Consider the following 20,974-nt stretch of genomic DNA (forward strand, 5'->3'; position numbering starts at 1 on the left):
GATTAAGAATTTTCTTCAGTAAGTTGTTGACCAAAAATAAAATATTAAAAAATATTGACAAATAAATTCGTCAGTAATATTATAATGTTAATAAATTTAATAATTCGTCCATATAAAACGATGAAGTGAAGATAAAAATCATTGTGCACGCACAGAGAGCTGCTACTGCTGGGAATGCAACCGAACGCAGGTGGTTAAATGGATCACGGAGTGTTCTCCTGAAAGAATTTTCAAGTACGGAGGAACGTACAGGCATACGTCAGTTGCCGGAGGGATGCTGGTCCCTCGCTAAGAGTGTTTTGAAGATAAGAGAATTACCGTTTGGTTTTAATCTTATTTTTCAGGACAAACTAAGGTGGCACCGCGGAAAAATCCGTCCTTAATGTAAAAGTTATGGACGGTTTTTTTATGTTCTGGAGGTCAAGATGAAAAAGTTATTAAGGCGATGGCAGGATAAAAATGTAATGCTAAGAATTAACGAAGTGAGGTAAATTAAGATGACAAATAAACAAGCAAAAATTACTACTAATCCTGTCGATGGCCGCTACGGCGAAGTTTACGGCGGGCAATATGTTCCTGAGGCCTTAATGCCGGAGCTAGAAAAGGTTACCAAGGTTTTTAATGAACTGAAAGACGATCCGGCTTTTAACCGTGAATTTAATGATCTGCTGCAAAATTATGCGAACCGCCCGTCGCTGCTCTATTATGCCAAAAACATGACGGAAGACTTGGGCGGCGCCCAGATTTATTTGAAGCGTGAGGACCTGAACCACACCGGTGCCCACAAGATTAACAACGTTATTGGCCAGGGAATCCTTGCCAAGCATTTGGGTAAAAAACGGCTGATTGCCGAAACCGGTGCCGGCCAGCACGGTGTTGCCACTGCCACCATTGCAGCTTTGCTGGGCATGGAATGCGAGATTTACATGGGACAAGTTGATACGGAACGGCAAAAATTAAATGTTTACCGAATGGAGCTTCTTGGTGCCAAAGTTCATGCAGTAACTTCGGGTTCTAAAGTACTAAAAGATGCGGTTAATGCTGCCTTGCAGGAATGGGCACGACGCAGCGACGATACTTTTTACCTATTGGGTTCGGCGGTCGGACCGGCTCCATATCCGGAAATGGTCAAGCATTTTCAAAGTGTTATTTCTAAGGAATCGAAAAAGCAGCTGCAGGAGCGCACCGGCAAATTGCCGGATGCCGTTGTTGCCTGTGTCGGCGGCGGCAGTAATGCCATCGGCAGTTTTGCCGAATATATTGCCGAGCCGAGTGTGCGGCTGATTGGTGTTGAGGCAGCGGGAAAAGGAATTCATACCAAACAAACTGCGGCAACCGTTGAAAACGGCAGCGTGGGCATTTTTCACGGGATGAAGTCCCTGTTTTTACAAAACGATGATGGGCAAATCGATCCTGTTTATTCCATTTCCGCCGGTCTTGATTATCCCGGAGTGGGTCCGGAACATACCGCGTTAAATGAAAGCGGTCGGGCCCAGTATGTGGGCATCACCGATGATGAGGCAGTCCAGGCCTTTGAATATATTGCTAAAGAAGAGGGGATTATTGCCGCAATTGAGAGCTGCCATGCGATTGCTTATGTTGAAAAATTGGCGCCAACAATGCGCAAGGATCAGATTATTGTCTGCACACTATCGGGACGCGGCGATAAGGATGTTGCCAGCATTGCTAAATACAGAGGGGTAAAGATCGATGAGTAATTTAAGTGAAATTTTTAAAAATAAAAAGGCGTTTATTCCTTTTATTGTTGCTGATGATCCTGATGCTGCGACCACGGTTAATAATATCTTGGCCTTAGCAGAAGCCGGTGCTGATATTGTCGAGTTGGGGCTGCCGTTTTCGGATCCCGTGGCTGATGGCCCGGTGGTGCAGGCGGCAGATTTACGGGCTTTTAAGGCCGGGGTGTCGACCAAGGAAATTTTCACCATTGTTGAGGCAGTCAGGAGAAAATCACAGGTGCCGTTAGTCTTTTTTACTTACCTGAATATTGTTTTCAAGTATGGTTACCGTGAATTTTTAGAAAAATGTCAGCAGTTAAATATCGCTGGCTTGATTGTTCCGGACCTGCCTTATGAGAGCCGGCCGGAGATTGCGCCTTTGGCAGCCGAATACGACATTGACATTATTCCGCTGATTGCCGAAACTTCTGGTGACCGCATTCAAAAAATCGCCCAAAGTGCGACCGGTTTTATATACATCATGGCTTCGCCTGCGCCTGATGAAATGACGGTGAAGTTGCCGCGGCTGCTTTCTGAAGTTAGAAAATACACTACTTTGCCAATCGTAATTTCCGCTAATGTGCAGACTGCCCAAGAATTTGCCCAAGCAGCGGCAATTGCCGATGGAGTGGCCGTCAGCGATGCCTTTGTTGAACTTGTGGGACAGCAGGAAGCCCCTGAAAAATTAAAAGAATTTGCGCAAAAAATTACAGCCAAAGATTGCTAAAAATAATCATTCAAATTGTATAAAACAGCCAGCTAGTTTTGCCCATGACGGCAGCAACTAACTGGCTGTTTTTAGATAGATTAAGTTTTGTTGTAATTCAATATTTTGCCTCTTTTATCTTTGCTAGTTTTGGCAAATTCCGTTAATCTATAGTTATAATATGGAGAGGTTTTATGATTAGAAAAGCGAAACGGACAGATTTTGAAGATATTTTTCCCATTTTGAATCAAGTCTTTGAAGAAATGGATCTGGCGACGATTAAGCGCTTACCTATAAGCCAATTTTATGATCTGATGCGGCTGGGATTTCTTTCCCAGTATTACCGTTATTCATATCAGCGAATTTGGGTAGCTGTTGATCGTGCTGACCGCGCGGTGGGACTGATCGACATGTATTCGTATGAGGACCAAAAGGTGATCGACTTTGCCCTCAAAAAGGAGTATGCCAAGGTTGGTCTTGATCTTGACACCAAAATATTTACCAATGATGAAGCCTTGCCCAGTGAATGGTATATTGATTCGCTGGCGGTTGCGCCGGGCCATTGGGGTCAGCACATTGCCAGTCATTTACTTGATTATGGTTTTGCGGTTGCAAAGAGCAGAGGCTTTCACAGAGTCAGCTTGAATGTTGATCAAGAAAACCCTCGTGCACAGAGACTGTATGTACACAAGGGTTTTGCTCCGGTTTCTGAGATGACGATTGGCGCACGGGTTTACCAGCATATGGTTAAAGAAGTTTAGGTTAATTTGACGCGGTAATTTTTGCCCAGCGGCGGAAACTGCGGCAATCTCAGCGGCGTTGTGTGCCACTGGGTAAACAAGGTTGTAATCAGCAAAATAAAGGGAATATCTTCGGGACGTTTAATGTTGCAGGTCAGAACGACGCCGGTTTTATTAATGACGGTTTTAACGTTGGCAACATTTTTGACCCCGGACCGAAAGGTATAGGTCCCTTTTTTGATGCTCCCGGTGACTAAGTAATTAAGCCGGGTAATGTAAAACAGGTTGGTGCCCCAACTGTTTAATTTTTTGACTTTGACAAGTGAATGATTAATGACGTCAATTGTAAAGGACTCAAAGATTCCGTTACCATCGGGATAAAGACGGCCAATCTCCTGATTATCTTTTGTGTACAGATAGAGAGTGTGATTGGGATTGTCGAGATTTCCCCGAATGGTATACTGCAATTTTCCTTTAGGGCCAACAACTGGAATTTGCCCGTATTCCTTTTCCTGAGTTAATTCGAGCAAGAATTTCATGTTCCTCACCTCTGTTTACTTTTGTGCGTTTGCAGCAATGAATTTATTTAAAATATAAGCGACACCGTTGTCGTTATTGGTTTTGGTAACGACCTGAGCTAATTTTTTAATTCTGGGAACGGCATTACCCATTGCCACACCGACGCCGGCGTTAGAAATCATGCTTTCATCGTTGAGATTATCACCGATTGCCGCAACTTCTTCACGTTTAATTCCCCTTATTTTAGCATAATCCAGCAAAGCAATGCCCTTTTGCGCACGCTCCGCATTAATTTCAATGTTGGCAGCCGAGCTGGAGGTAACGGCCAAGCCGCCCAAGCGTTTGATATCCTTTTTGACATCGATAAAGGCATCGGCTCCGCGGGCATCAAAGGCAATAATTTTCATGACTTCAATATTTTTGTTTACCAGTAATTCGCGGTAGCTGTTAACCTCAATGATGTTTAAAAGAGCTTTATTGTTTGCGGCGGTTATGCGTGCCTGCGGTAAAGTAAGTTTGGGGTTAAGCGTGACAAGCATTTGTGCCAGGTAGTCGATTCTTTTTCTGATACTTTCCGTGTACGCATGGTTAGCAGCAATAATTTCAAAATAAAGGTGTCTTTTTTGCAGCAAGGCAACAATCTGTGTAACCTTGGCAGCAGGAATGGCACACTTGACCTGCAGCTCACCATCTTTGTTGAAAACCAGGGCGCCGTTGATGTTGATGAAACCGGTCTTTAACCCTGCTTTGCGTATAATCTGTTGCGACTGCGTTGGGCCCCGGCCGGTTGCTATCAAAAACTCAATCCCGTTTTCTTGCGCTGCCCGAATTGCCTGAATATTTTCCTGCGAAATTTCGACCTTGCTGTTGAATAATGTTCCGTCAAGGTCACATGCGACGAGTTTAATCAAAATTATTTCCAACCTCCTAGTGAATTTTTTAGAAATTACTTTTTAAGTAGTAAATTTATCTGCCATATTTATATACTTCATGATACCATAAAGGAAGTTGAAAGAGAGGCTATTACTAACAATGAAAAAGCTGATTGGCAACGACTGGGATGAGATCTTGGAACCGGTTTTTGCAAGTGACGAATATCAGAATTTACGAACTTTTTTAAAGGAAGAATATTCCACCAAAAAAATTTATCCGGACATGTATCATATTTTTACGGCCTTTAAATTGACGCCGTTTGCGGATACTAAGGTGGTCATTTTAGGGCAGGATCCGTATCATAATCCGGGGCAGGCCACCGGAATGAGTTTTGCGGTCATGCCGGGCATTAAGCTGCCGCCATCGCTGCAGAATATTTACAAAGAATTGTACGATGATGTGGGGGCCCAGCCGGTTGAGCACGGTTATCTGAAAAAATGGGCTGATCAGGGTGTTTTGCTGCTGAACGCGGTGCTGACGGTGCCTTACGGGCACGCTAATGGCCACCAGGGCAAGGGCTGGGAAATGGTCACCGATTCGGCGATCAAGGCCTTAAGTGATCGCGGACATGTGGTCTTCATCCTGTGGGGGCGTTTTGCCCAGAACAAGCTGCCGCTGATTGATGAAGAGAAGAATTTTGTCATTAAATCCGCTCACCCAAGTCCATTTTCGGCAGACCGCGGCTTTTTCGGCTCCCGCCCATTTTCGCGCTGCAACGAGGCCCTGAAAAACTTTGGCGAAGCACCGATTGATTGGCAGCTGCCAAAAACCGTTACTAAAACAGATTTAGCATAGGAGAATGTTTGATGAGTGTGTTTGACTTATTAAAAAAACAGGTGGAAAAGGCCGATAAAAAGCCGCGAATTGTTTTTCCCGAAGGTGAGGACAGGCGGATCTTGCAGGCGGCCAGTCGGCTGCAGGCAGAGGGACTGATTGAAGCAATAATTTTGGGTGTCCCGACTAAGGTTCGCGCGCTGGCAGAAGCAGCCGGAATTGATCTAACGGGGATACAGATAGTTGATTTTCTTAACTATCCGGGAATTGACCAGATGGCTGCGGCTTTTATTGCGGCAAGAAACAAGGACATCAGCTTAGAAGAGGCTAAGAAGCAGTTAGAGTCGGCTGCTTATTTTGGCACAATGTATGTCAAACTGGGCAAGGCCGATGGCATGGTCGCGGGTGCGGCTCATTCAACTGCGGATACGGTGCGGCCGGCGCTGCAGTTGATTCACACCGCCAGCGGGATGCACCGGGTCTCCGGCAGTTTCATCATGGAACGCGGTGCTGACAAGTATGTGTTTGCCGATTGTGCAATTAATATTGAGCCGGATGCGGAAACACTGGTTGAGATTGCCTACCAGTCGGTTCAGACTGCCAAAATGATTAACCTTGAACCGCGGCTGGCCTTTCTGAGTTTTTCCACAAAGGGTTCAGCTAAAGGTGAAATGGTGACCAAGGTGGCGGAAGCTGCAGCCCTGTTTAAGCAGCGCTACCCGCAAATTCTGGCCGATGGTGAATTGCAGTTTGATGCTGCCTTTGTGCCGGAAGTTGCCCAAAGCAAGGCACCGGATTCGGAAATAAAGGGGCAAGCTAACATCTTCATTTTTCCGGAATTGCAGTCGGGAAACATTGCCTATAAGCTGACTCAGCGCTTAGGTGGCTTTACCGCGGTGGGCCCAATTTTGCAGGGTCTGGCGGCCCCGATCAACGACTTGTCGCGCGGGGCCAGCAGCCAGGATGTTTATGACATGGCGCTTCTGACCGCTGCCCAAAGCTTGCAGGGAGATTACAATGAAACAGGAAATTGATTCACCGGCACAAATGAAAGGGCTCGGGGCAGCCGTTGCCCAAACGGCCCAGCCGCATGATCTGCTGCTGCTCAATGGGGATCTCGGCGCCGGCAAAACCACGTTGACCCAGGGAATCGGCCAGGCATTGGGGGTTAAGCGGCCGGTAAAAAGTCCAACCTTTACGATTGTGCGCGAATACCGCGAGGCCCAGCTGCCCTTATTTCATATGGATTTTTACCGTTTGGAAAATGATGACCTGTCATCGGTTGATCTGGCTGGTTATCTAGCAGAGCCGGGATTGGTGGTGATCGAGTGGCCGCAGCTGGTGCTCAGTGATCTGCCGCCTGACTACCTGCAGTTGACAATCAGCCGGATCGATGACAGTTGGAATTCGACTAAGCGGCTGGTGGAATTCAGTGCACACGGCCAGCGCAACGAGGAGTGGCTGCAGGCGATTTTAGCGCAGATAAATAAGCAGGCTTAGCAGCCTGCTTATTTTTATATTTGGTAAATCAAGTTTTTGATGGCTTCGTCGCCGAATTGCTTGTTTTGTGCAATCAGGATCCCGGCACAGGCCTCGCTGTCGCTCAGAGCATTGTGGTGGTGCCATAATTCAACGTTCAGTGCAGTGGAAACTGTATCTAGTTTATGGTTGACCAGGTCCGGTTCAAACAGCCTGCTGGTTTTTAATGTATCAACCACCAAATAATGCGGTTCCTGAATACCATAGCGGGCCAGGCTTTCTTTCATGACATTGGTATCAAAGCGGGCGTTGTGGGCGGTCACCAGCATCCCTGGCTGGTAAAGTTTTTTGATTTTCGGCCAAACCTCGGCCATCGTGGGGGCATCTTTGACGTCGTCCGTGGTAATGTCATGTATTTGAATATTGCGCCCGTCAAAGGGCATCTGCGGGTTGATGACGGTATAAAAACGGTCAACGATTTCATTGTTGCGCACCATGACCAGTGCCAGTGAACAGGCACTTTCCGGGTGGCGGTTGGCAGTTTCAAAATCCATTGCGACAAAATTCATCTTTAATTCCCTCCAATTTCAAATTAAGTATAACATAGCGTGAAGCAAGTGCCGCAATGCGGTAAAATAAGAAAAGATTTAAAAAGGAGATTATGTTGTGGAGTTGCTAGATTTAAAAAAAGCGGGGCTCGACCTCGAGCAGGGGGCTCCTCTCAGCCGTTATACTTTTACCAAGACGGGCGGACCTGCTGAATACTTGGCCTTTCCCAAGAATCTAACCGAGCTGAAAAAGCTGCTTGCGCTGGTCAATGAAAAGCAGATTCCGCTGACGGTAATCGGCAATGCCTCTAACTTGATCATCCGCGACGGCGGCATTCGTGGCCTGGTTATTATTTTAACTAAAATGAATAAAATTACGGTTACGGGCAATGCGGTCACCGCTGCTGCCGGAGCGCGGATCATTGATACTGCCTTTGCCGGGGCGCACGCGGGTCTTAGCGGCCTGGAATTTGCCGCGGGTATTCCCGGCAGTGTCGGCGGGGCCGTCTTTATGAATGCCGGCGCTTATGGCGGAGAGATCAAGGATGCCGTAACCGAAGTAACGGTTTTGACCCGCTCCGGTGAAGTTAGAACGTATACTAATCAGGAAATGAATTTTTCCTACCGACATTCGCTGGTTCAGGAAAATGGTGCGATCGTCCTTGCGGCTAGCTTTTCTTTAAAAAGAGCAGACAAGGCCACTATTTTGGACCAAATGAATTATCTGAATGCGTTGCGAAAATTTAAACAGCCGCTGGAATATCCGTCGTGCGGTAGTGTGTTTAAAAGGCCTGCGGGACACTTCGTGGGGCCGATGATTATTAAGGCCGGCCTGCAGGGCAAGCAAATCGGCGGTGCCCAGGATTCGACCAAACATGCCGGCTTCATCGTCAACCGCGGCGGTGCAACCGCAACAGATTATTTAGACTTAATTCACCTGATTCAGCGGGTGATTAAGGAAAAATTTGCAGTTGAGCTGCAGACAGAAGTTAGGATAATTGGTCAGGACTAAAAATGTTATACTTTATATCTAATAGGTGAGAAAGGAGAAATTATGCATTTTAATACGACAAATCTTTTTACCTGGAGTAATCTCGCCGTCATTTTGGATGTCCTGATCATCTGGTTCCTTGTTTACCATTTAATTATGCTGATTAAAGGAACTAAAGCCGTGCAGCTGGCGAAGGGGATAGTCTTTATTTTCTTTGTCAGGATTATTGCCGGCCTGCTCCACCTGTATGCACTGACCTGGATCGTTGACCAGATTGTTTCCTGGGCGGTTGTCGGGATTATCGTGATTTTCCAGCCGGAAATTCGGCGCGGGCTTGAACATCTGGGCCGGATGCCGCTCTTTGGCGGCCGCGAGGAAAGTGCCCATGACGAATCGGTCAAATTCATTAAGGAACTCGATAAGGCGATTCAGTACATGTCCAAACGGCGCATCGGCGCCCTGATCACCATTCAGCAGGAAACCGGACTTGATGATTATATTGAAACGGGCATCAAGCTTGACGCCGAGGTTACCGGCGCGCTTTTGATCAATATTTTTATTCCCAACACGCCGCTGCATGACGGAGCCGTGATCATCAACCAGGACCACCGGATTGCAGTTGCCGCCGCCTACTTGCCGCTTTCGGACAGTGAGATGATCCCCAAGCGCCTGGGGACCAGGCACCGTGCGGCTGTTGGTATTTCCGAGGTAACAGATGCCATCACGATCGTTGTGTCCGAAGAGACCGGCGGGGTAACAATTACCAAGAACGGCCGCTTTTTGCTGGACATGACGCGCGACGAGTACATGAAATATCTGACCGCCGAGCTTGTGCCTAAGACAGGTGAAAAAACTAAATGGTACCAAAAGATCTTTAGTAAAATTTGGAAGTGGGGTGCTGACCGATGAAAAATTTCTGGAAAAAATCCTGGTTTGTTAAACTCGTTTCGCTCCTGATTGCCGTGCTGCTGGTGATCTACATTGATTCAACCCAGCCCGGTTTTATGACCCAGGGTGAAAACAGCAAGACGCAGCAAACTGCCAGCGAGACTCACACCTTGAAGGTTCCGCTGCAGGTTTCCGTTAATACCGATAAATATTACGTTGTTGGTTATCCGGAAAAGGTCAGCATCACGCTTGCGGGGCCGAATGCGCTTGTGACGTCGACCGTTAACACGCAAAACTTTCGTGCGTATATCGACTTAACCAATAAAAGCATCGGCAAGCACACGGTCAGGGTGCAGGTTAGCGGCTTAAGCAAGCAGCTCTCCTATTCCATCAGCCCGAAAACGCTCAAAGTTGATATTGAACGGCGAAAGTCAACAACAATGCCTGTACAAATAGAGTATAATAAGAGTGCTGTAGCTCATGGCTATAAAGTTGGAAAAACGAGCAGCAATCCCCAGCAGGTTGAGGTTACGGGTTCGCGCAGCGAGGTCGACCAGATTGACCAAATTGTTGCCAAGGTGGTTTTGCCTAACGGGATTGATCATAGTTATCACCGCCAGGTGATTTTGATTGCCGAGGATAAGCACCAGCGGCAGTTAAATGTGGTGATTGAACCCTCAACGGTTGCGGTCACGATTCCAATTACAATTGCCAAAAAGACCGTCAAGGTCAGTTTGGATACCAAGAATGAGCCGAGCAATAAAGTATATTCTTTGACCAGCAAAGTTAATGAAGTAACGCTTTATGGCACAGAAGAGTCTCTAGCAAAAATTAAGGAATTAAAAGTGCCGGTTGATCTGCGCGGCGTTGATTCTTCGCTTACTAAGCAGGTAGAATTAAAATTGCCTGATGGCGTGATTAAGTCTGACCCGACAAGCATTGAAGTAAAGATTCGGGTCAAGGATACAGGCAATACAAGTAAAGTTAATCAGAATTAAGAGAAAGGTTGTTTGTGAATGTTGAAATATTTTGGAACCGATGGGGTTCGCGGTGTGGCCAATCAGGAATTGAGCCCGGAATTGGCGTTTAAATTAGGCCGTGACGGTGGTTATGTTTTAACGAAAAATAAAAAGGCAGATGAACAGGCCAAGGTTCTGGTTTCGCGGGATACGCGCATGTCCGGCCAGATGCTGGAATACGCACTGATTTCGGGTCTATTGTCGGTGGGCATTGAGGTTTTGGAAGTTGGGGTTATCACGACACCGGGACTATCCTACTTGGTTCGGGCTCAGGGCGCCGATGCCGGTGTGCAGATTTCCGCCTCGCACAATCCGGTGCAGGATAACGGCATCAAATTTTTTGGCAGCGATGGTTTGAAATTGTCGGACGCAATGGAAGGCGAAATTGAGGAACTGATTGATGCCAAGGAAGATACACTGCCGCGGCCAGCCGCTGAAGGCTTGGGTACGGTGACCGATTTTCACGAGGGTAGCGCCAAATATTTGCAGTTTATTGAAAATTCGGTTCCGGAAGATTTGGACGGCATTAAGGTCGTCATTGATGGGGCTAACGGTGCTGCCAGCAGTTTGATTTCCCGTCTGTTTGCAGACTGCGGCGTTGACTTCACGACTATTGCTACTCATCCTGATGGCATGAACATCAATGACCACGTTGGTGCCACCCATACGGAAAAGCTGCAGGAAGAAGTTGTCAAACAGGGGGCACAGCTGGGGTTGGCCTTTGATGGGGATGCCGACCGCTGCATCGCCGTTGACGAAAACGGCAAGGAGGTTGACGGCGATCACATCATGTATATCTTGGGCTGCTACATGGCCGATCACGGCCGCCTGAAGAAAGATACAATTGTGACCACGGTGATGAGCAACCTTGGTTTTACCAAGGCCTTGGCAAGAAAGGGCCTGAAAAATGTCCGTACCCAAGTTGGTGACCGCTATGTTTCAGAAGAAATGCGCGCTCACGGCTATAACCTGGGCGGTGAGCAGTCCGGACATGTGATTATGACCGACTACCACAATACCGGTGACGGAATGCTCACGGGTCTGCATTTGATGCTGGTCATGAAGAAGACCGGTATGGCACTGACCGAATTGCTGAAGGACTTTAAGGAATATCCGCAGTGCCTGGTTAATGTTCCGGTTAAGGATAAGAAAAATTGGCGTGAGCACCAGCCGATTTTGGATGTGATCAAGGAAGTTGAACAAGACATGGGTGATGAAGGCCGCGTGCTGGTGCGTCCGTCAGGAACTCAGTCGCTTCTGCGGGTGATGGCTGAAGGCCCGACCCAGGAAGAAACCGATGCTTACGTGCAACGGATTGTTGACGTGGTTAAGCAGGAAATGGGTTAAAAGTTTTAAAGTGGTTTTAGCAAATGGCGGGAAAAAATAATGAAAATGTTGTAATTGCACAATTTTTTGCCAACATGTATGATGCCCAACGGGATTGTACCTTAGAAGATGTGGACATTGTTGCAATCACCAAGAAGTTATATGAATCGGTTGCGAAGTTTGACGTGGAGCTGCGTGTCTTAATCAATTTTAAAAATAAAACAACTCCGCCGCCGCTTGAAAAATTGGTCAGTGTTGATTTCTTTAGGCATTACCCGAATAATAAATTTTACTTTTTACGCTGGGAAGTTACATTGAATTATCTCTTGCAGCATCCTGAAATTAAAAAGGCGGCCCTTGTGGATGCCGGCGATGTGGAAATGCTGAACTATCCGTTTGATGATGTTCAGGAGGACACAATATATGTTGGCGATGAGTTCGTGGATTTGACGGGCTCAATTATTGTTCATGATTCTAAACCAGCTTATTTGGCGGATTTTGTTGCTAAAAACCGTCATTTGCAGCTATTGAACACCGGAATTTTAGTGGGAACCCGTGAAATTTTGGTCGAATATTTAGCAATTCTGATGAAACTAGTTGTTGAAGATGCGAAAAATGAAAAATTTCATCCAGAAGAGGCTCATTTAGGAAGTTTTGAGATGGCGCTCACGTGCTACGTTCTTTATAAATTTTTTAAAGGACGCATTTGCAGCGGTCGTAAGGTAAGCACGCATTACAGGTATTTTGAACATCAGAGTTCAGCGTGGTTTAAGCATAAGTAAGGATGTCTGCCGAGAATGAATGAGAAAGAATTTCTGCAATTTTGTCATGGTCGGATATTCGCTTACCAGAGTAACGTTAATTTTTTTGGCTGGATGATGGTGCGGCTGAAGGCCCCCGATAAGGATAATGGCGCCTGTTTGGTGATTACTTTTAATGCGGATCATACGCTGGGTTTTCCGTCTAATATTTATTTTTACCCAGACGAACGTTTTTGGGAATTTGACGAAAAAGAGCAGCTGGTTATTTTTAAAGACAAGACAAACCAAAAAATTGTTTCGCGTTTTAAGCTGCCGGCCCACCCCGATCCTGATTACTTTATTCTCAGCAAGGTGACCGATGTAACGGCCCGTTATATTGCATACAAAGGATTTGATTTTAATCGGCAAATCACGCAGCCACCGGTTTTAGCCAGTCAGCGGGTTCTTCTGATGGGTGAAGCGCAGGCAGAGGGAACAAAAGCGCAATTGGAAAAGTATGCCACCGAAAATTGTTGTGAAATCAGGTGGCTGAAGGTTGGGAATGCCGATTTATGGCAGTTAATTGAGCAAGCGTGGAACGTGGTGACAGATGACTTGGAATTGAAAGCGGCCTGCCTATTACTGGACAAGATTCCTGCGAAAGATGAAGTAGTTTTGACTGCAGGTTTGCGGTTAGAAGGTGGCGACAAGCAGACAAAGTTGATTGCCGGAAGCCGCGCGCAGGTCTTGGTTGTGCTGTCACAGCTGTTAATCATGCACTACCAGCAAATGCTTGCCGGGGCTGATCTGCAAAGCCCGCTGGCCTTGATGAGCAAGGTAGTTAAAAAATAATTTTCTACAAAAAATGATTAGAGATAAGTCTAGTCATTTTTTTATGAGGTAAATTTTTTGGGAAAGATCCAGAATTTTTTTACCTAGTAAGGGATGTTTGATTCATTTTTGCGTATATAAATGTGCAAGGAGAATTGTATATCGGTCTATCGATGCTTTTAACTGCTTTGATAAGAGACTGATAATGGATGTACATGATATAATAAATGAATAATCCAAAATTTGAATCGTATAAACGGCCAAATGGGCACAATGAGTTTGATGAGTGGTTATTAAAACTATCTGTAAAAGATAGAGCAAAAGTAATTAACATTATTGAGAATACACAAAAGTATGGAATTATAGTTGCTCAAAAAATGAAATGGGTAAAAAAATTACGTTCTGTATCTAATTTGTATGAACTTAGAAGTAGGACTTCCAGTAATATACAGCGGATTTTATATTTCCATGCTGCTGGAACACGGTATGTAATTACACATGGTTTTTACTAAAAAGACGGTGGGAACACCACTAAAAGAAATTACACATGCAGTTAAATTGCGAAGGGAATGGTACGAAAATGACCAAAATTGATCAAATCTTGCATGAACAAATGAAAGATCGAGAATTTGCAGCTGAGTATCGTGCCGAAACAAGGCGGACAGAGCGTGCTGTTTCATTATATCAAGCTCGTGAAAGGGCAGGCTATACCAAGAAGCAGCTGGCACAATCGGCTCATGTATCAGAAATGGAAATTACGAAAATGGAAAATGGTGAGGATGTCGATTTAACGGCATTAACGCAAGTCGCCAATCAATTAGGAATGAATTTGAAGGCATAATTAGATAAAAGTATGACTTTACTTTTATCAGTTTAAGAATTAATAGATATAAAAAGTACTAGCTGTTTTGGGGCTAGTGCCTTTTTGTTATTCTAACTTGATGACACGGTTAAACAATTTCTGCTCATTCGGCGCAATATGGTGGGCGACTTCGATCACAGTTCCCGGAAAATCGCTTAAAATTGCCTGGTGAATTTTTTGGGACAGATCCTGATCAAGAGAAGAGGTGGCTTCATCGGCAAGCAGGATTGGCCGGTCAGCAAGTAATGCCCGGGCAATCTCAATCCGCTGGTTTTGTCCGCCCGAAAGATTTTGCCCGTCAGGGCCAACGCGGTAGTCCCAGCCCTTTTGCTTAACAAGGTCGCTCAGACCTGCTTGACTGGCAACTTGATTTAATTTGGTTTCGGCAACTTCGCGTCCCAAAGTAATATTGTATTTGAGGGTGTCATCTAAAATAAAGGGCTTTTGCTGGATGAAGGAGAAAAATTCGTGGTCGTGCTGCCACTTGCCGCTGGCATTTTGACCATTGATTTCATAGGAGCCGGAACTAACTTGATAATTGCCGGTTAATACGTTCAGCAGAGTTGATTTGCCCCAGCCGGAGGGAGCCTGCAGGAGGACTTTTTCACCGTTTTTGACAGCTAAGCTGACGTCACTGAAAATTTGTTGGTTGCTTAGTTTTACCCCGGCATTTGCAAGCTGCAGATTAGCAAAATGAGCAGCTGCCATGTTTTGCTTAGGTTCTTCTTCTCTGAAATTAACGACAGTTTGGAATTTTTGCCAAATTGGCGTGGTTGTTTTGATCGCGTTTAAGTACATAAAACTGTTAACAACCGGATTCATGAAATTATTAGATAACTGAACAATCATCATAAAAGTGCTTAAGGTGATGTTGCCGATCGATATTAGGTAAATGCCAACGCAGAAAGTTAGGGACATGCCAAAGCAATCGGCAAGAGCAATCGTCAATTCGTTAGCAATTCCCCTTGTAAAATTGGTTGTTTTTAATGCATGTTCCATTGTCCTAGCTGTACGGATCAATCGTGAAATAACTGAGTTTTGTGTATTGTATAATTTGGCAATATTGCTGCCGGCAATTGTTTCATTAACGGTATTAGTGTAATGGCTGTTTGCCTTTTCCCATTTACCCGATTCAGTTTCAATTTTAGGACCGGCCAGCTTTTGAACTAATGCCGGAACAACCGAAGCAATGAAGAACATCAGGGAGACGATCCAAGACTGCATCACGGCGGCAATTACCGCTGCAATAAAATTCATTGTATAGCCTATGATTGTCAATTCGGGGATGGTACGGTTGCTCTCAATTTGCTTGAGATCATTAGTCATGAAGGAACTATCGACCTGCTGATGATTAGTGCGGGCCTTGACTAGGTAATTGGCGGAAAGTTCTTTCATTTTTAGGTTGGTGTCCTGAATGATATTGGAATAAAGATATTGACACCAAATGCCATTAATTCCAAAAATGACAATTCCAATCAATGAGACACCGGTAATTTCAAGTAGATTGCCTGATGGTTTTTGCGCGAAGGCAATAAATAATTTTAGAATATAAGCCATGAAAACATCTTTTAATGCGTTAAAGGTTATTGCAATGATGTATAAAACGACTTTCCATGGTTTAGCGTACTTTAAAGTCATAATTTAGCTCCTCTTTTTATAGATTAATAAAAAATTCATAATCTCATTTAACTCCATCTTATTCTAAAAAGATAGCGTATTTGACTAAGTGGTTATGGGGAGCTTACTAAGTGGACGAAAAAGTGAACCAAAATAAAAAATTTTTGTCTTTAGTTTAGCCTAATGACCTGATCAAACATCCTTTGTTCGTCTGGCGCAATGTGGTGGGCAACTTCGATCACGGTTCCCGGAAAATCGGTTAAAATTGCCTGGTGAATTTTTTGGGACAGATCCTGGTCAAGAGAAGAGGTAGCTTCATCGGCCAGCAGGATTGGCCGGTCAGCAAGTAAAGCCCGAGCAATCTCAATCCGCTGGTTTTGTCCGCCCGAAAGATTTTGCCCGTCAGGGCCAACGCGGTAATTCCAGCCCTTTTGCTCAACAAGGTTGCTCAGACCTGCTTGACTGGCAACTTGATTCAGTTTGGTTGTGGCAACTTCGCGTCCCAAAGTAATATTGTATTTGAGCGTGTCGTTTAAAATAAAGGGCTTTTGCTGGATGAAGGAGAAAAATTCGTGGTCGTGCTGCCAATTGCCGCTGGCATTTTGACCATTAATTTCATAGGAGCCGGAACTAACTTGATAATTGCCGGTTAATACGTTCAGCAGGGTTGATTTGCCCCAGCCGGAGGGAGCCTGCAGGAGGACTTTTTCACCGTTTTTGACAGCTAAGCTGACATTGCTGAAGATTTGCTGGTTGCTTAATTTTATTCCGGCATTTTTAAGGGATAGATGCCTAAAGGCTGTAGCAGGAATTTTAGTAGTCTGTTTTTTCGGTTTAAAGTTAGCAATAGCTTGGAATTTTTGCCAAATTGGGGTGGTTGTTTTGATATCATTGATGCACATAAAAATATTAACGACAGGGTTAATGAAATTATTTGATAGCTGAACAATCATCATGAAAGTCGAGAGAGTGATATTGCCGATTGAAATAAAATAAATACCAAAGCTAAAGGGGATCATCATGCCAAAACAATAGGCGGCAACTGAGGTAAATTCGTTGGCGATCCCTTTGGCAAGACTGGTGGTTTGCAGGGCGTGTTCCATTATTTTCGCAGCCTTGATTAGGCGACCGATAAACGAATTTTGCATATCATAGAGTGCGGCGATATTGGTGCCGGCAATTGTTTCATTAACGGTGTTGGTGTAGTAGCTATTGGCCTCTTCCCAATCTTTGGCACTTGAAGAAATCTTCTTGGCGGCCGCATTCTGCACAAGTGCGGGAATTAGGGCAGCGACAAAGAAAATCAGTGAAATAATCCAAGAAGCAATTAATGCCGAAATAACCGCTGAAAGAAATTTTAAAACGTAATTGATGATTTTTAATTCGGAGACAACCCGCCCAGTCTCAATTTGCTTAAGGTCATTGGTCATGAACGAGCTGTCAATGATTTGCCGACTAGACCGGCATTTTACTAGATAGTTGGCAGATAACTCTTTGATTTTTAAATTGGCATCATGAATGATGTTCAGGAATGAATATTGAAATAAGATGCCGATAACGCCAAAAAGCAGAAAGCCGCCGATTGCCAACATGGTTAAACTGAGCAAACTGCCATGCGGTTTTTGTGCGAATGCAATAAACAATTTCAGTATATAGGCTAAGAATACCGGCTGCAGAGAATCTAGGATGGAAATAATTAAAAATAAGCATAATTTCCATGTTTTGACGTATTTTAATGTCATTTTTGGCCTCCTTTATAATATAATGCGTAAAAAAAGCAAGTTCTATTTTAGACATAACTTTTTTATTTGACAAGAGATGGGTGATTTATTTTAGATTCAGTTGAAACAGAAGACCTCGTGCCTTCTTTTTTTGCAAAAATTTTTAGCCCAATTTGCCCTAGGGGCAGCAGCTGTGTCGTATTCAGTATATACCAATTTCCGATAATTATACTTGACCAATTTAAGTAAAAATACTATTATTTCCTATGCTAATAATAAATTTAATATCTAGTCCAATTGATAGATTACAATTAGACCAAAGGAGAAAAATATGTGTGGAATTGTTGGAATTGTTGGTAAAAATGCGCGTGACATCATTTTAAACGGCTTAACAAATCTGGAATATCGCGGTTATGATTCGGCCGGAATTTACCTGAATGATCTCAAAGGCAAGGAATACCTTACTAAGGCAGTCGGCCGGATTAAAGATTTAAAAGAAAAGATGACGCCCGATGAGCAGGGCCTTGTCGGAATCGGCCACACCCGCTGGGCAACGCATGGCAAGCCAACGGTGGAAAATGCCCACCCGCAGTTTGATGAAACCAACCGCTTTTATTTGGTTCATAACGGCGTGATTGAAAATTACCGCGAATTGAAGGAAAAGTACCTTGCCGATGTTAATTTTAAGTCCGAAACCGACACCGAAGTAATCGTGCAGTTGATTAGCAAAATTGTCCGTAGTGAAAAGCTGGACACATTTACGGCCTTTAAGAAGACGCTGGGGCTGATTAAGGGTTCCTATGCTATCCTGCTGGTTGATAATACCAATCCGGCCCATATTTTTATTGCCAAAAACAAGTCACCGCTGATGCTTGGACTCGGGGATGGGTTTAACGTCATTGCCTCCGACGCGCTTTCGGTTCTGGATCAAACCAAGACCTTCGTTGATTTGCAGGACGGAGAAGTTGGCGATATCACCAAGGACAGTTATACAATCGAAACTCTAGCCGGGAAAAAAGTCACCCCGAAACCATATACGCTGGATATTGATCCCAAGGTTGCTTCCAAGGGTACTTATGAATTTTACATGTTAAAAGAAATTGAAGAGCAGCCGGCAGTCATCCGGCGTATTGCTCAAAAATACCTCGATAAAGACGGACAGCCGCTGGTTGAACCGCAAATTATTGATGCCATCAGCCAGGCCGACCGGATTTATATTTTTGCTGCGGGCACCAGTTACCATGCTGGTCTGGTGGGTAAGGCATTGTTTGAGGAATATACGGGCATTCCGACGGAAGTTGGTTATGCGTCCGAGGCTGGCTATCACTTTCCGATGATGAGCAAGCGTCCCTTCATGATTTTCCTGTCTCAATCGGGCGAAACCGCCGATTCCCGGGTCGTGCTGCAGCAGGCAACCAAGATGCACGTGCCGACACTGACCATCACCAACGTGATGGGGTCAACACTGTCGCGCGAAGCTGACTACACGATGCTGCTGGATGCAGGTCCAGAGATTGCCGTTGCCTCGACCAAGGCCTACACCGCGCAGATTGCTCTGCAGGCTGTGCTGGCAAAGGCTCTGGGTGAAAAAATTGGTTCGCAAAAGGCCAAGGACTTCAATTTGCGCAAAGATCTGGCCCTGGCCGCAGAAGGCATTCAGGAAATTGTTGACGGCAAGGAAAAATTAGAAAAAATTGCCAAGAAGTATCTGGTCAAATCACGCAATGCCTTTTATATTGGGCGCGGAATTGACTATGCGGTTGCCCTGGAAGCAGCACTGAAGCTGAAGGAAGTTTCTTACATTCAGACCGAGGGCTTTGCGGCCGCGGAACTGAAACACGGCACAATTTCCCTGATTGAAAAGGGGACACCGGTCATCGCTTTGATTAATGATCCCGTGACCGCCGACTTGACGCGCGGCAACGTTGAGGAAGTGGAGTCCCGCGGTGCCAATGTGGTGACGATTGTCAGTAAGAAGCTTGCGAAAAAGGGTGATGATATTGTTTTGCCGAATATCAACTATTACCTGTCGCCGCTACTAACGGTGATTCCGACACAGCTGCTTGGCTATTATGCTTCTAAAGACAAGGGCTTGGATGTGGATAAGCCGCGAAATTTGGCCAAAAGTGTGACGGTTGAGTAGGCTTGGCATTATTGCGTTTGCATGAAACTTTTGGCTTTAAAGCAGACTATGAGCTGATACCAGAGGGAAAGCTGAAAAATCATTTTTCAAAGTAAAAAGAAGAAATAGTGCACAATTTTAAGAAAGAAAAAATCCTTTGGAAGACTGAGATTTCAGCCTTCCAGAGGATTTTGTGTTTTCTCAGCTGTTAAAGGTATGCTTTCATAGCATTTTTTCCAGATAACCTCGGTTAAATATTGTAAAATTGATACGAAAGGAATGTGTTTAATATGGAAGAAAACAAATCAGCTCATTACGGGTGGTGGTTTATTGGTATTATTTGCCTGTTTGTGCTTTTAAGGTTCGGAAAAGTTAGCTTTATAGGTAATTCTTTACGGGACGTTATTCTTCAAATATTTTTGATGACACTGCCATTGATCTATTGCATTGAGTCTAATAAAAAACAGGAAAAAATAAATCAGAAGCTTGTGGAAGACTTGGATAATCAGATAAAACAGCAAAAGGAAACCGCAAAAAGGATGCAGAATGTTTTTGAGGGAATAGTGCGGTATGTCAGCCCGCGGGATAAAGAGCTCGTCTTTAAATATTATTTTGATTTAGAAGAGAATGTTGCCGTGACAAGGACGGTTTCTACAACGCTGGAGTTAACCGAACTGCTTTATAATTTGGCGAATTTATTAAAAAAATTCAAGACCGTTAAGCAAAAAGATATTATTGAATTCAGCGATTGGGAGAATTTTGCAAGGGCCAGGGAGATTCTTCGTGAGTTTACCACCTGGGTATTTATAGCAGTTAATTCCTTTAACATGGCGGCAGAAAATAATAATGTAAAAGGTTATAGTTCATTTTACAACATTAAAGAAAAGACCTTGTTGCAGGTACTGGCCAAAGCTTTAGTTGATGCAAGAAAAATAAATAGCTATGGACCAGTAAATTTTGAGAATTTCTTCAAAGGAATAGAAAGACATCATCCAGAAATCTGTAGATTGCTGGATTGCAATTCAAAATCGGACTTAGCTGACCTTCTTAAAATTGCCGATGATCTGACTGAAGAAGAAGCAGAAAACGAAGTAAGTGTAAACGTCAATTATTTCAGAAAATATGTCGAAACAACTTACAGTAATGTTTATAAGCAAGCCCCCACAAAAGTTGCCACTAACTATGAATAGTGCAAGTTTGTAGACTATGCTACAATATTGCTGTGAACAAAAAGAAGCCCTATTGGCGTTAGGACTTCTAATTGCGAACAGAGTTTCCGCATGAAGCGATGACTTTATAGCGTTTAAATTAAAATAAATAACCGCTGGCTGTCAGGCTATAGCGGTTATTATTTTGCCCTAAATTGTTTTAGGGCAGCTTTTAATTTGGCGAAAGTGTTAGTTAATTTTTTGATAAAACGTA

20 protein-coding genes and 1 pseudogene are annotated in these 20,974 nt (G+C 44.4%); 16 read left to right on the forward strand and 5 right to left on the reverse strand.

The window, feature by feature from the left end; genetic code table 11:
* Positions 1 to 497 precede the first annotated feature (497 nt).
* From trpB to PT285_RS04355, 3 genes are all read left to right on the forward strand, one after another.
* Positions 498 to 1,718, forward strand: coding sequence for a tryptophan synthase subunit beta (gene trpB, locus PT285_RS04345; protein WP_277148107.1), 1,221 nt, complete (start codon positions 498 to 500; stop codon positions 1,716 to 1,718).
* Positions 1,711 to 2,463: a tryptophan synthase subunit alpha gene (gene trpA / locus PT285_RS04350; RefSeq protein ID WP_277148109.1), complete on the forward strand. Its 753-nt coding sequence runs from the start codon at positions 1,711 to 1,713 to the stop codon at positions 2,461 to 2,463. The genes trpB and trpA overlap by 8 nt, the downstream gene beginning before the upstream one ends.
* Positions 2,464 to 2,636: 173 nt before the next feature.
* Positions 2,637 to 3,203, forward strand: coding sequence for a GNAT family N-acetyltransferase (locus PT285_RS04355; RefSeq protein WP_277148111.1), 567 nt, complete (start codon positions 2,637 to 2,639; stop codon positions 3,201 to 3,203).
* Here PT285_RS04355 and PT285_RS04360 read toward each other — a convergent pair.
* Both PT285_RS04360 and PT285_RS04365 read right to left on the reverse strand, forming a co-directional pair.
* A complete protein-coding gene (locus PT285_RS04360; RefSeq protein ID WP_277148113.1) occupies positions 3,200 to 3,721 on the reverse strand; it encodes a hypothetical protein in 522 nt (173 codons plus the stop codon). The two genes, PT285_RS04355 and PT285_RS04360, sit on opposite strands and share 4 nt — an antisense overlap.
* 15 nt (positions 3,722 to 3,736) lie before the next feature.
* Entirely contained in the window at positions 3,737 to 4,612 is an 876-nt protein-coding gene (locus PT285_RS04365; RefSeq protein ID WP_277148115.1) for a Cof-type HAD-IIB family hydrolase, read from the reverse strand.
* Positions 4,613 to 4,733: 121 nt separating this feature from the next.
* Here PT285_RS04365 and PT285_RS04370 point away from each other — a divergent pair, with 121 nt between their 5' ends.
* Genes PT285_RS04370 through tsaE form a run of 3 tightly spaced genes read left to right on the forward strand, consistent with a single transcriptional unit; the run spans position 4,734 to position 6,908 of the window.
* Complete coding sequence (locus PT285_RS04370) at positions 4,734 to 5,429, forward strand: uracil-DNA glycosylase (RefSeq protein WP_277148117.1); 696 nt, start codon at positions 4,734 to 4,736, stop codon at positions 5,427 to 5,429.
* Between the two features lie 11 nt (positions 5,430 to 5,440).
* Positions 5,441 to 6,442: a phosphate acetyltransferase gene (gene pta / locus PT285_RS04375; protein ID WP_277148119.1), complete on the forward strand. Its 1,002-nt coding sequence runs from the start codon at positions 5,441 to 5,443 to the stop codon at positions 6,440 to 6,442.
* Positions 6,426 to 6,908, forward strand: coding sequence for a tRNA (adenosine(37)-N6)-threonylcarbamoyltransferase complex ATPase subunit type 1 TsaE (tsaE, locus tag PT285_RS04380; protein ID WP_277148121.1), 483 nt, complete (start codon positions 6,426 to 6,428; stop codon positions 6,906 to 6,908). The genes pta and tsaE overlap by 17 nt, the downstream gene beginning before the upstream one ends.
* Before the next feature lie 14 nt (positions 6,909 to 6,922).
* Here tsaE and PT285_RS04385 read toward each other — a convergent pair whose 3' ends face one another.
* Positions 6,923 to 7,456 (reverse strand): 3'-5' exonuclease, encoded by a 534-nt coding sequence (locus PT285_RS04385; protein WP_277148123.1) that lies wholly within the window; start codon positions 7,454 to 7,456, stop codon positions 6,923 to 6,925.
* Between the two features lie 97 nt (positions 7,457 to 7,553).
* Between PT285_RS04385 and murB the strand changes: the two genes are divergently transcribed.
* The 8 genes and pseudogenes from murB (at position 7,554) to PT285_RS04425 (ending at position 14,071) form a co-directional block, all read left to right on the forward strand.
* Entirely contained in the window at positions 7,554 to 8,447 is an 894-nt protein-coding gene (gene murB, locus PT285_RS04390; RefSeq protein ID WP_277148125.1) for a UDP-N-acetylmuramate dehydrogenase, read from the forward strand.
* Between the two features lie 42 nt (positions 8,448 to 8,489).
* Complete coding sequence (cdaA, locus tag PT285_RS04395) at positions 8,490 to 9,335, forward strand: diadenylate cyclase CdaA (RefSeq protein ID WP_277148127.1); 846 nt, start codon at positions 8,490 to 8,492, stop codon at positions 9,333 to 9,335.
* Positions 9,332 to 10,312 (forward strand): YbbR-like domain-containing protein, encoded by a 981-nt coding sequence (locus PT285_RS04400; RefSeq protein WP_277148129.1) that lies wholly within the window; start codon positions 9,332 to 9,334, stop codon positions 10,310 to 10,312. Before cdaA ends, PT285_RS04400 begins: the two co-directional genes overlap by 4 nt.
* Before the next feature lie 18 nt (positions 10,313 to 10,330).
* Positions 10,331 to 11,680 (forward strand): phosphoglucosamine mutase, encoded by a 1,350-nt coding sequence (glmM, locus tag PT285_RS04405; RefSeq protein ID WP_277148131.1) that lies wholly within the window; start codon positions 10,331 to 10,333, stop codon positions 11,678 to 11,680.
* Between the two features lie 23 nt (positions 11,681 to 11,703).
* Positions 11,704 to 12,441 (forward strand): hypothetical protein, encoded by a 738-nt coding sequence (locus tag PT285_RS04410; RefSeq protein ID WP_277148133.1) that lies wholly within the window; start codon positions 11,704 to 11,706, stop codon positions 12,439 to 12,441.
* Positions 12,442 to 12,456: 15 nt separating this feature from the next.
* Positions 12,457 to 13,251: a hypothetical protein gene (locus tag PT285_RS04415; protein ID WP_277148135.1), complete on the forward strand. Its 795-nt coding sequence runs from the start codon at positions 12,457 to 12,459 to the stop codon at positions 13,249 to 13,251.
* 206 nt (positions 13,252 to 13,457) lie between these two features.
* Positions 13,458 to 13,824 (forward strand): annotated as a pseudogene (locus PT285_RS04420) (type II toxin-antitoxin system RelE/ParE family toxin).
* Complete coding sequence (locus PT285_RS04425) at positions 13,811 to 14,071, forward strand: helix-turn-helix transcriptional regulator (protein ID WP_277148137.1); 261 nt, start codon at positions 13,811 to 13,813, stop codon at positions 14,069 to 14,071. The pseudogene PT285_RS04420 and the gene PT285_RS04425 overlap by 14 nt, the downstream one beginning before the upstream one ends.
* A gap of 87 nt (positions 14,072 to 14,158) precedes the next feature.
* Here PT285_RS04425 and PT285_RS04430 read toward each other — a convergent pair whose 3' ends face one another.
* Both PT285_RS04430 and PT285_RS04435 read right to left on the reverse strand, forming a co-directional pair.
* On the reverse strand, positions 14,159 to 15,730 hold the full coding sequence (locus tag PT285_RS04430) for an ABC transporter ATP-binding protein (RefSeq protein WP_277148139.1): 1,572 nt from the start codon (positions 15,728 to 15,730) through the stop codon (positions 14,159 to 14,161).
* Positions 15,731 to 15,879: 149 nt separating this feature from the next.
* Positions 15,880 to 17,451 carry an ABC transporter ATP-binding protein gene (locus tag PT285_RS04435; protein ID WP_277148141.1) on the reverse strand — a complete coding sequence of 524 codons (1,572 nt, stop codon included), beginning with the start codon at positions 17,449 to 17,451 and terminating at the stop codon, positions 15,880 to 15,882.
* 310 nt (positions 17,452 to 17,761) lie between these two features.
* Between PT285_RS04435 and glmS the strand changes: the two genes are divergently transcribed.
* Positions 17,762 to 19,573 (forward strand): glutamine--fructose-6-phosphate transaminase (isomerizing), encoded by a 1,812-nt coding sequence (gene glmS, locus PT285_RS04440; protein WP_277148143.1) that lies wholly within the window; start codon positions 17,762 to 17,764, stop codon positions 19,571 to 19,573.
* A gap of 269 nt (positions 19,574 to 19,842) precedes the next feature.
* Positions 19,843 to 20,742: a hypothetical protein gene (locus PT285_RS04445; RefSeq protein WP_277148145.1), complete on the forward strand. Its 900-nt coding sequence runs from the start codon at positions 19,843 to 19,845 to the stop codon at positions 20,740 to 20,742.
* The last annotated feature ends 232 nt before the right edge of the window (positions 20,743 to 20,974 follow it).

The organism is Lactobacillus sp. ESL0791 (assembly GCF_029433255.1).
GTDB lineage: Bacteria > Bacillota > Bacilli > Lactobacillales > Lactobacillaceae > Lactobacillus.